The sequence below is a fragment of the Pseudomonadota bacterium genome (assembly GCA_023229365.1).
Taxonomy (GTDB): Bacteria; Myxococcota_A; Polyangia; order JAAYKL01; family JAAYKL01; genus JALNZK01.
This window is the reverse complement of record JALNZK010000121.1, coordinates 1-9,813: the sequence shown is the minus strand read 5'-3', so window position 1 is coordinate 9,813 and position 9,813 is coordinate 1. Positions and strand designations below refer to the sequence as shown.

General features: G+C 65.8%; 7 protein-coding genes. 3 read left to right on the top strand and 4 right to left on the bottom strand.

What is annotated here, in order from left to right; all coding sequences use genetic code 11:
• Positions 1-201: 201 nt before the first annotated feature.
• Entirely contained in the window at positions 202-1,653 is a 1,452-nt protein-coding gene (locus tag M0R80_26485) for a glycosyltransferase family 2 protein (protein MCK9463186.1), read from the top strand.
• 12 nt (positions 1,654-1,665) lie between these two features.
• Here M0R80_26485 and M0R80_26480 read toward each other — a convergent pair whose 3' ends face one another.
• From M0R80_26480 to M0R80_26465, 4 genes are all read right to left on the bottom strand, one after another.
• Positions 1,666-3,210, bottom strand: a complete 1,545-nt coding sequence (locus M0R80_26480; protein ID MCK9463185.1) for a KamA family radical SAM protein — start codon at positions 3,208-3,210, stop codon at positions 1,666-1,668.
• Between the two features lie 26 nt (positions 3,211-3,236).
• A complete protein-coding gene (locus M0R80_26475) occupies positions 3,237-5,387 on the bottom strand; it encodes an acetate--CoA ligase family protein (protein MCK9463184.1) in 2,151 nt (716 codons plus the stop codon).
• Between the two features lie 5 nt (positions 5,388-5,392).
• Complete coding sequence (locus M0R80_26470) at positions 5,393-6,202, bottom strand: enoyl-CoA hydratase/isomerase family protein (protein MCK9463183.1); 810 nt, start codon at positions 6,200-6,202, stop codon at positions 5,393-5,395.
• Between the two features lie 122 nt (positions 6,203-6,324).
• Entirely contained in the window at positions 6,325-6,894 is a 570-nt protein-coding gene (locus tag M0R80_26465) for a YajG family lipoprotein (GenBank protein MCK9463182.1), read from the bottom strand.
• A 222-nt stretch (positions 6,895-7,116) separates the two neighbouring features.
• Between M0R80_26465 and M0R80_26460 the strand changes: the two genes are divergently transcribed.
• Both M0R80_26460 and M0R80_26455 read left to right on the top strand, forming a co-directional pair.
• Positions 7,117-8,727 carry an agmatine deiminase family protein gene (locus M0R80_26460; GenBank protein MCK9463181.1) on the top strand — a complete coding sequence of 537 codons (1,611 nt, stop codon included), beginning with the start codon at positions 7,117-7,119 and terminating at the stop codon, positions 8,725-8,727.
• A 33-nt stretch (positions 8,728-8,760) separates the two neighbouring features.
• A partial coding sequence (locus tag M0R80_26455; protein MCK9463180.1) for an agmatine deiminase family protein occupies positions 8,761-9,813 on the top strand: 1,053 nt, incomplete at its 3' end.

Genomic DNA, 9,813 nt, shown 5'->3' with positions numbered 1-9,813 from the left:
TCCCCCTCCCCGTCCACTCCGTCCACCCCGTCCACTCCGTCCATTTCTCCCCTTCTTTCGCCAAGTTGGCCGCCGCAGACAACTCGCGTCAAACGATGACAATTCGATGACAACTCAAACAATTAGATCTCCTACGAATGGCCATCCGCCCCGCACTGAACGCGCGGGCAACGGAAACCGGACAAGGCGCGGAGGCCACCCATGCTCGAGAACACGCTCATCGTTTGCTACCTGTCGATCCTCGGCCTGCTCGCGATCTACGGGTTCCACCGCAGCATGCTCGTCTATCTCTTCTTCAAAACCAAGGATCACATTCCGAAACCGAAGCGGATCTACGGCGAGGAAGAGCTGCCGTTCATCACGGTGCAGCTGCCGCTGTTCAACGAGCGGTATGTCTGCGGGCGCCTCATCGACGCCGTCGTCGAGTTCGACTACCCGCGGAACCTGTTCGAGATCCAGGTGCTCGACGACTCGACCGACGACACGACCGAGATCGCGCGGGCCAAGACCGAGGAGGTCGCGGCGCGCGGCTTCCAGATCAGCCTCATCCATCGAACGGATCGCACCGGCTACAAAGCCGGCGCTCTCGAGAACGGGCTGCGAACGGCCAAGGGCGAGCTCGTCGCGGTGTTCGACGCGGACTTCGTGCCGCCGACAAACATCCTGCGCGACACGGTGCACTTCTTCTCGGACGAAGGGGTGGGCATGGTCCAGGCGCGTTGGGATCACCTCAACCGGCAGTACTCGATGCTCACGCGGATCCAGTCGCTCATGCTCGACGGACACTTCGTGATCGAGCACGGCGCGCGGCAGCGCTCGGGCCGTTTCTTCAACTTCAACGGCACGGCCGGCATATGGCGCATCAAGGCGATCGCCGATGCCGGCGGCTGGGAGCACGACACGCTCACCGAGGACATGGACCTCTCGTACCGGGCGCAGCTCAAGGGCTGGAGGTTCATCTACCTGCCCGACATCACCGCGCCGGCCGAGATCCCGGTCGAGATGGCGAGCTTCAAGTCGCAGCAGCACAGGTGGGCCAAAGGCTCCATCCAGGTCTGCCGCAAGATGCTGCCGACGATCCTCAAGTCGGACGTCCCGTTCAAGGTCAAGCTGGAGGCGTTCTTCCACCTCACGAACAACTTCGCGTACCTGCTCATGATCTTCCTCGCGCTGCTCCTCCTGCCGAACCTGCTCGTCCGCACGCACCACGGCTGGCGCGAGGTGCTGCTCATCGACCTGCCGCTGTTCTTCGGCACGACGGTCTCCATCGGGACGTTCTACGTCGTCGCGCACAAGCAGCTCTACGGCGGGACTTGGAAGGCGATCGCGAAGCTCCCGCTGCTCATGTCGCTCGGCATCGGCCTGTCGATCAACAACGCCAAGGCGGTGCTCGAGGGGATCTTCGGGCTGGAGACGCCGTTCGTGCGCACGGCCAAGCACGGCATGAAGAACGAGCGCACCGGCTGGGCCAAGACCTCGTACCGCGCCAAGAAGGGGCTCGTGCCGCTGCTCGAGCTCCTGTTCGCGGCGTACTTCGTCGCCACGATCGCCGTCGCCATCCGCGGCGGCCACTGGGTCTCCATCCCGTTCCTCGTGCTGTTCCTGCTCGGCTACCTCTACGTCGGGATGTTCTCGATCTACCAGCGACACTAGACTCTGGCGCGCTCAGGACGAGACGAACTTCGAGCGGCGGAATTTCTCTTCCAGCTCGTCGGCGATGTCGGCGGGGTTGGTCAGCGGCATGCCGTCGTCCATGACCTCGTAGTCCATCAGCCGCGCCTTCTTCATCTTCTCGAGGCTGGGCAGCTTGGTGCGGTTGGTCGTCTCCAGGTGCCGGCCTTCTTCGTCGACGATGATCACCCGCGGCAGGAACGCTCCGGGGCGGCCGATGAAGGCGTCCATGATCCTCACGGCCTCTTCGAACTCGCCGCGCGAAGCCCGTCCCAGCGCCTCGTAGCGGACGATCTCCCTGCCGTCCCAGGTGGTCACGGCGGCGAAGCTCTCCGAGATCTTGGAGTCGATGGGGGCGCCGAGGTTCAGGGTGTCGTGGCCGCTGGGCATCAACAGGACCTTGCCGCCGCCGCCCTCCACGTTGACGGCGTACTTGGGGACGGTGATGCCCGACATCCAGCCCTGCAGGTGCTTCATGTAGAGCTTGCCGATCTGGATGGGGGTGATGAAATGGACGATGCCCCTCTCCTTGTGACACTGCAGCAGGTAGTACGGGTGGACGCCGATCCAGAACATGCGGCGGAACGTCTCGGCCAGCGTCCGGTAGTAGTCGTTGACATGGTTCAGCAGCACGGTCTGGTTGCGCACGGTGAAGCCGTGTGCACGGATCCGCTGCACGGCCGCGGCCAGATCGGCAGTGATCTCCTGGTAGTGGTTGATGTGGGTCATGAAGTACACGTACTTCTCGTTACGCCCGGAGTAGCGGTTGGCCGACGCCTTGATCAGCTCCAGCAGATCGTCGGTCACGGCCATGGGCAGGACCACCGGGACGCGGGTGGCGACGCGGATGACGTGCAGGTGCTCGATGCGGCTCAGCTCCTCCAACACGTACTGCAGACGCTGGCGGCTCACCATCAGCGCGTCGCCGCCGGTGACCAACACCTCGTTGATGTTGTGGTTGAGGCCGATGTAGAAGAGCCCCCGGTCGATCTCCGCGCGGTTCACCTCCACCGTGTTGTCCAGGGACTTGGCCCGCTGGCAGTGCACACAGTACGAAGCGCAGCTCGTGTTCTGGGCCACGAAGAGGGCCACGCGGTTGGGGTAGCGCTGGTAGGCCGCGCCGAAGCTGCGCGAGCTCTCGCCCATCGAGCCCTCGATGCCGGTGTCGGGGAACATCAGGTTGGCCGGCGTGGGCACGCTCTGCCAGAAGATGGGATCGAGCCTGTCGTGCGACTTCTCGCCGGGCAGCATCTCCGGATGAAAAGGATCGGCCTGCATGAGCGAGGCGTAGTAGGGGGTGATGCGCAGGGGCTGCTTCCCCTGGGAACGCAGCGTTTCCACGGTTCGGGCTATCTCTCGCTGCTGGAAGGCGCTCAGGTGGATGACCTTCCTGAGCTGCTCGACGTCGCGGATCGAGTTCTGCAACTGCCAGCGCGGATCTTTCCACTGCTGCTCGTCCACCCCCTTCCACAGGCGGATACGGTCGAACCGCCTCGGCTCGAACAGGGTACCGCTCTTCTTCTTCATACCGTCCTCCATGAGCCCCTTGGCTCTCCGGCTCGGCGTCAGCCCGGCCTGCTCTCCTTCAGGATGATCCGGGCGTCGACGATGGACAGGCCCTGCTGCCGGACGATCACGGGGTTGAGATCGATCTCGCAGATCTCCGGATAGGCCTCGATGATCTCCGAAACGATCATCAGCAACTCTACGATGGCGTTCTGATCTATCGGCGGCTTGCCGCGGAAACCGTTGAAGATCGGCGCCGACCTGATCTCGGAGATCATGCGCCTGGCCGCTTCCCTGGAGAGGGGAAGCACCCTGAAGACCACGTCCTTCAGCACCTCCACGAAAATGCCGCCGATGCCGAACATGATCACCGGCCCGAACTGCTGGTCGATCTTCGTGCCGATGATCACGTCCACCCCGCTCTCGGCCATGGGGGAGATCAGGCAGCCCCTGATGTCGGCGTTCGGCTTGTACTTCCTGGCGTTCTTGATGATCAGCTTGTACGCCTCCCTCGCCTCCTTGGGACTGGTAATCCCCAGCTTCACCCCACCGGCCTCGCTCTTGTGCAGGATGTCGGGCGAGACGATCTTCATCGCCACCGGCCGGTCGATGTCGTAGCCCAATCGGGCCGCCTTCTCCCCGCTCGTGGCCAGCCTGTCGTCGGAGACGGGCGCGTCATGGAGCCGGAGCACGCGCTTGGCCTCGTGCTCCAGCAGCGAGCTCCGCCCGTCGGCGTAGGCGCCTTCGATGATCTCCTTCGCTTCATCGTTCGCCTTGTGCCCCCAGTTGAACACGAAGTTGTGCCGCTTGTGGCGGGAGTCGAGGAACTGGCCGTATTCGCCCAGGGCCGAGAAGCACTTGCAGGCGATGTCGATCGAGTCGTGCACGGGGACACTGTAATACCTCAGCAGATCGAGGGAGTGCGGGCGCGCGAAGTTGTAGAGGCTGTGGACGACGACGGGCTTGCCGGTTCTCTTGACGAGCTTGCCCAACTGGTGGGCCGCATCCTCCTCCATGAACTTGAGCCTGTCGGCGAACCGGATGCCGTAGCCTCCGAACAGCCCCACGAGCAGCAGCCCGCCGATCTGCTCGTCGTCCAGGAGGATGCGGGCACATTCGGCGAAGACCGAGGGATCGGAGTCGGTGCTGCCCGCCACGTCGATGGGGTTCACAAGCGACGCGTTGGGAGACAGCACCTCGGCAAGCTTCTCGCGCGTCCGCTTCTTGAGCCGCGGTATCTCTACCCCGTACTCGGTGAGGATGTCCGCTGCGATGGTGGCGTGCCCGCCGCCGTCGGCCAGGATGGCCACCTTGTTGTTCCTCAAGGGAGGCAGGCTCGCCAGCGCCTCGGTCACCGGAAACAGCTCGTCGGAGTTCTCGACCACCGTGATCCCGGCCCTGCGGAACGCGGTCCTGGCCACCTCCGAGATCCCGGCCAGCGCTCCGGTGTGAGACCCGGCCGACTTGGCGCCCTTGATGGAGCGACCGCTCTTGAGGAGGACAATCGGCTTCTTCGCGGTCGTCTCGTACGCCTGCTGCAGGAACTTGCGGCCGTCGGTCATTCCCTCGACGTACATGACGATCGCTCGCGTCTTGTCGTCGGCGGTGAGGAACTCCAGGTACTCGTGGAACTTGAGGTCGGCCTCGTTGCCCACCCCGAAGTAGTACGAGAACCCTTTCTGGCTCTTGATCCGGGCCTCGGTGATGAGGGCGAGCGCCATGTTGCCGCTCTGCGAGATGAGCGCGATGTCCCCGCGGGGGATGTCGGAGAGCCCCACCAGGTTCATGTTGTTGTGGACGCTGATCATGCCGCTGGTGTTGGGGCCCACCATGCGGACGCCGGCCTCCCGGGCGATCCTGACGATTCTCGTCTGCAGCTTCTTGCCCTCGCCGCCGAGCTCGCCGAACCCGCCGGCGATGATCACCGCGCCCGCCACCTTCTTCTTGCCGCACTCCTCGATGATCCCCGGAATCGTATGGGCCGGCGTGGTGATCAGGGCGAGATCGACCGGCCCGTCGATATCGGAGAGCCTGGGGTAGCACTTCAGGCCCAGGACCCGCTCCTCGCTGGGGTGGACGGGATAGATATCCCCCTCGTAGCGCCCGTCCAGCAATGCCTTGATCGCCTGATAGCCCCGCTTCTTCTCGTCCTTCGACGCGCCGACCACGGCCACGGACCGAGCGTTGAATACCCTGTCGAGACCCATCATCCGCCTCACTTTCCCGTGAACCTCGGCTCTCTTCTCTCCGCGAACGATCTGATCCCCTCGCGCCAGTCCTCGGTGTCCATGCACGAGAGGATCGCCTCCGCCTCCAGGTGCAGGACAGAGTCGAGATCGAGCGCGGCCGGCTGCTGGAGCCGCTTCTTCGCGAGCCGGATGGAGAGCGGCGCCTTGCTCGCGACGACACCGGCCAAATCCATGGCGCGCCCCATCAGCCGGTCCACCGGGCAGCTCTCGAGAGCCAACCCCATCGCGACCGCCTCGGGACCGAAGACGACGCGGCCGGTGTAGATCAGCTCCTTGGCCCGGGCCGGGCCCACCAACCGCGGCAGGTGACGGGTGGAGCCGCCGCCGACGAAGGTGCCGAGCCCGGTCTCGGTGAACGCGATGGTTGCGGAGTCCGCCATCAGGATGAAGTCGGCGCACAGTGCCATCTCCGCACCGGCACCGCGCGCCGGGCCGTTGACGGCGGCGATCACCGGTTTGGGGAAGTCGTAGAGCAGCCTCGCGGTTTCGTGGGCGAGCATGATATAGGCCCGCTTGTCGGCGTGCGACCGATCGCCGCTGTCGTGCTTCTTCAGGTCGGCACCCGCGCAGAAGGCCTGCTTCTCGACGCCGTCCCTCACCCTGACCGAGCCCGTGAGGATCACCGCTCGCAACCCGGCGTCGACCTCGGCGACCGAGAGTGCGTCCGTGAGATCGAGGTACATCCGCTCGACCACGGCGTTCATGCGCTCCGGCCGGTTGAGGCGCACTATCGCCACCTCTCCCCGCTTCTCATACAGAATCGTCTCGTATTTCATGCACCGAATTTTGACGTGCGTTCCGGATGGCCACAAGCCCTATTCCCGCCGATCCGGCAGAACCGCACGGAGCGCGCGCTGCTCGGGCAGAGGCAGGCCGCGATCCGGGCTGAACCTCGGCGTTACTGCGGGGCGATCGCGGTCCGAACCTCGGCGCTATTGAAGATGGCAACGGCGTCCTGGGCGATCTTGTCCATCATCTGATCGAACGCCTCGGGAAGGTCGCCCGGGACGTTGTACGTGAAGGCGACCACTTCGGCGATCGGCGCCTGGTGGACGACCGCGCCGCCTGAGACGACGCGCACATCGATCTTCGAGTCGATCTTGTACCCGACGTACCCGTCCATGAAGAACGTGCTAATGTCGACCTCGATCTGGACCGGGCTGCCGTCGACGACCTGGAAGCCGCCGGCCGCGAGCGCGTCCGTGAACAGGGCCTTGAAAGCGCCGGTCACGCTGTTCCCAGCATTGAACGGCTTGGACGCGCCGCCCAGATTCCGCAACCGACCGATGGCGAGGTCGTTGCCGCCGCCGAACTCCTGCGCGCGCGCGTCCTTGATGACCAGCGCGACCGGGGTGGCCGCCTGGGCGGACGCCGTGAGCGGAGAGTGCTTCAGCATCAACGGCCCCCCGCAACCGGCCGTGGACAGGACGAGGACGGCGATGAGCAGCAGCCCGATTCTCCGAGTCATTTCGTTCCTCCTTGCGGTGATGTTGAAAACGCGAATCCTGACGTTTAAAAAACGCGCGAGTCACCTTCGGTGTCAATCGGTTTTACCCGACGATGGAAAATTTTGAATGAAACGCGAGATCGCCGAGTTCGGAACGGGTGACCCTTCCTGACCCTTCTGAGGTACCATCACCTTGATTGAAACCGATGCCGCCGGGCGCGCCGGCGCCCGAGGGAGGTAACCATGCAAAGGTTGATCATCGCAGCGCTCGCGATCGGGTTGTCGGCTGCAGCGACGACGGTCCAGGCGCAGGTCCGGCACACGGATCGTTCGGTCCTCGGCCAGAAGGAGGCCGCGATCCGGGACGGCGCGCTCCCGGCGTGGCAGAGCTCCGCCGAGCGCTCGCTCGCTCCTTCGATGCCGTTCCCGGAGACCTCCGGACCGCTCCCGGCGCCGCCCGCCGCCGGCTACCGCGCGCCCGCCGAGTTCGAGCCGGTCGCGGCGTTCATCGTCTCCGAGGGCGACTGGGGGGTGTCGACGATGCTCGTCGACATGGTGCTCAACGGGACGCAGCCCGACGGCGCCCCGGCGATCGTGCTCACAGAGGGATCGGTCGGCACCACGGAGGCCGCGCTGGAGGCCGAGGGCGTGGATCTCGACCGCGTCCACGTCATGGAGCCGACCGCCGGCCTGAACGCGCGCTGGGCCCGCGACTTCAGCCCGATCAGCCTCTACGAAGGCGGGGGCGACGGGCACCTGGCGTTCGCCGACCTCCACTACTACGACTCCCGGCCGGCCGACGACGACGTCCCGAACTACCTCGCGACGCAGCTCGGCATCTCGCGCTACGGCCTCGAGGGCGCGGATCACACCCCGGACGACGACGTCATGCTCTTCATGGAAGGCGGCAACTTCCAGACCGACGGCAACGGCACGTGCATCCTCTCGAATGACATCGACGACGACAACGACGACCAGGGCAACACGGACGCGGACACGGTCGCCGAGGTCGAGGACATCCTCGCGGCCTACCTGGGCTGCGAGCAGGTCATCTGGCTCACCCCGCCGCCGAACACGGGCACGGGCCACGTCGACATGTACGCGAAGCTGCTCACGCCGACCGACATCCTCATGATCGACTTCCCGACGGCCTCGCCCAGCACCCAGACCACGCAGGCGGACACGATCATCGAGGCGAACGTCGACATCATGGAGGCGGCGACGAACATGGACGGCGATCCGTTCACGATCCACCGCGTCACCATCCCGGGGCTGACCTACGCCTGGAACTACGCCACGTACACGAACTCCGTGATCCTGAACCACGTCGTGCTCATGCCGACGTACGACAGCACGACCTACGACGGCCCGGCCCAGGACGCGTACGAATCCGTGCTCGGCTCGGACTATACCGTCTACGGGATCGACTCGACCGACATCTACGCGCTCGGCGGCTCCGTGCACTGCACGACCATGCAGATCTCCTCGGCGTGCGGCAACGAGCAGATCGACGAGCTCCTGTTCGAGCAGTGCGACGGCGCCGATCTCGACGGCGAGACGTGCGCGACGCTCGGGCTGGGCGACGGGGCGCTCGCGTGCACGACGCCCGGCTGCCAGTTCGACACCTCCGCGTGCTCGGACACCGACACCGATACCGACTCCGACACCGACTCCGACTCGGACTCGGATTCCGATTCCGACTCCGACTCGGACACGGACTCGGACGGTGACACCGACACCGACACGGACGACGCGGACGTCCCCGGGGGCGTTGTCGACGACGGCTGCGGCTGCGCGACGGCCGGCCGCAGAGGGGCGCAGGAGAGCCTGATCGGCCTGGTCTTCTCTTTCTGACGGGGCGAGCCATCGCCACAGGGAGGTGCACCCATGCAAAGGTTGATCATCGCCGCGCTCGCGATCGGGTTGTCGGCTGCAGCGACGACGGTCCAGGCCCAGGTCCGGCACACGGATCGTTCGGTCCTCGGCCAGAAGGAGGCCGCGATCCGGGACGGCGCACTCCCGGCGTGGCGGACCGCCGCCGAGCGCTCGCCCGCTCCGGAGAGGCCGTTTCCGGAGTTCCCGGGACCGCTCCCGGCGCCGCCCGCCGCCGGCTACCGCGTGCCCGCGGAGTTCGAGCCGGTCGCGGCGTTCGTCGTCTCGGAGGGCGACTGGAGCACGTCGTCGATGCTGCTCGACATGATCATCCAAGGCACGCAGCCCGACGGCGCGCCGGCGATCATCCTCACCGAGGGCTCGGCATCGACGTCCGAGGCGTACTTCGCCGGCATGGGCGTGGACATGTCCCGCGCCGTGGTGGTCGAGCCGCTGAACGGGCTCGACGCGCGCTGGGCCCGCGACTTCGGCCCGATCAGCGTCTACGAGGGCGGGATCGACGGACACCTCGCGTTCGCAGACCTCCACTACTACGACTCCCGCTGGCGCGACGACGACGTGCCGAACTACCTCGCGACGCAGCTCGGCATCACGCGCTACGGGCTCGAGGGCACGGATCACACGCCCGACGACGACGTGGCGCTCTTCATGGAGGGCGGGAACTTCCAGACCGACGGGGACGGCACGTGCATCCTCTCCAACGACATCGCGGACGACAACTGGGACGTCGGCAACCCGGACGCCGACACGATCGGCGAGGTGGAGGAGATCCTCGCCGACTACCTGGGCTGCGAGCAGGTCATCTGGCTCACGCCGCCGCCGAACACCGGCACCGGCCATGTCGACATGTACGCGAAGCTGCTCACGCCGACGGACATCCTGATGATCGACTTTCCGGCGGCGACCTCCGGCAGCCCCACGGATCAAGCCGACGACGTCGTCGAGGCGAACGTCGCCGTCATGGGGGCGGCGCTCAACATGGACGGCGAACCGTTCACGATCCACCGCGTCACGATCCCGTCGCCCACCACCGCGTGGGACTACGCC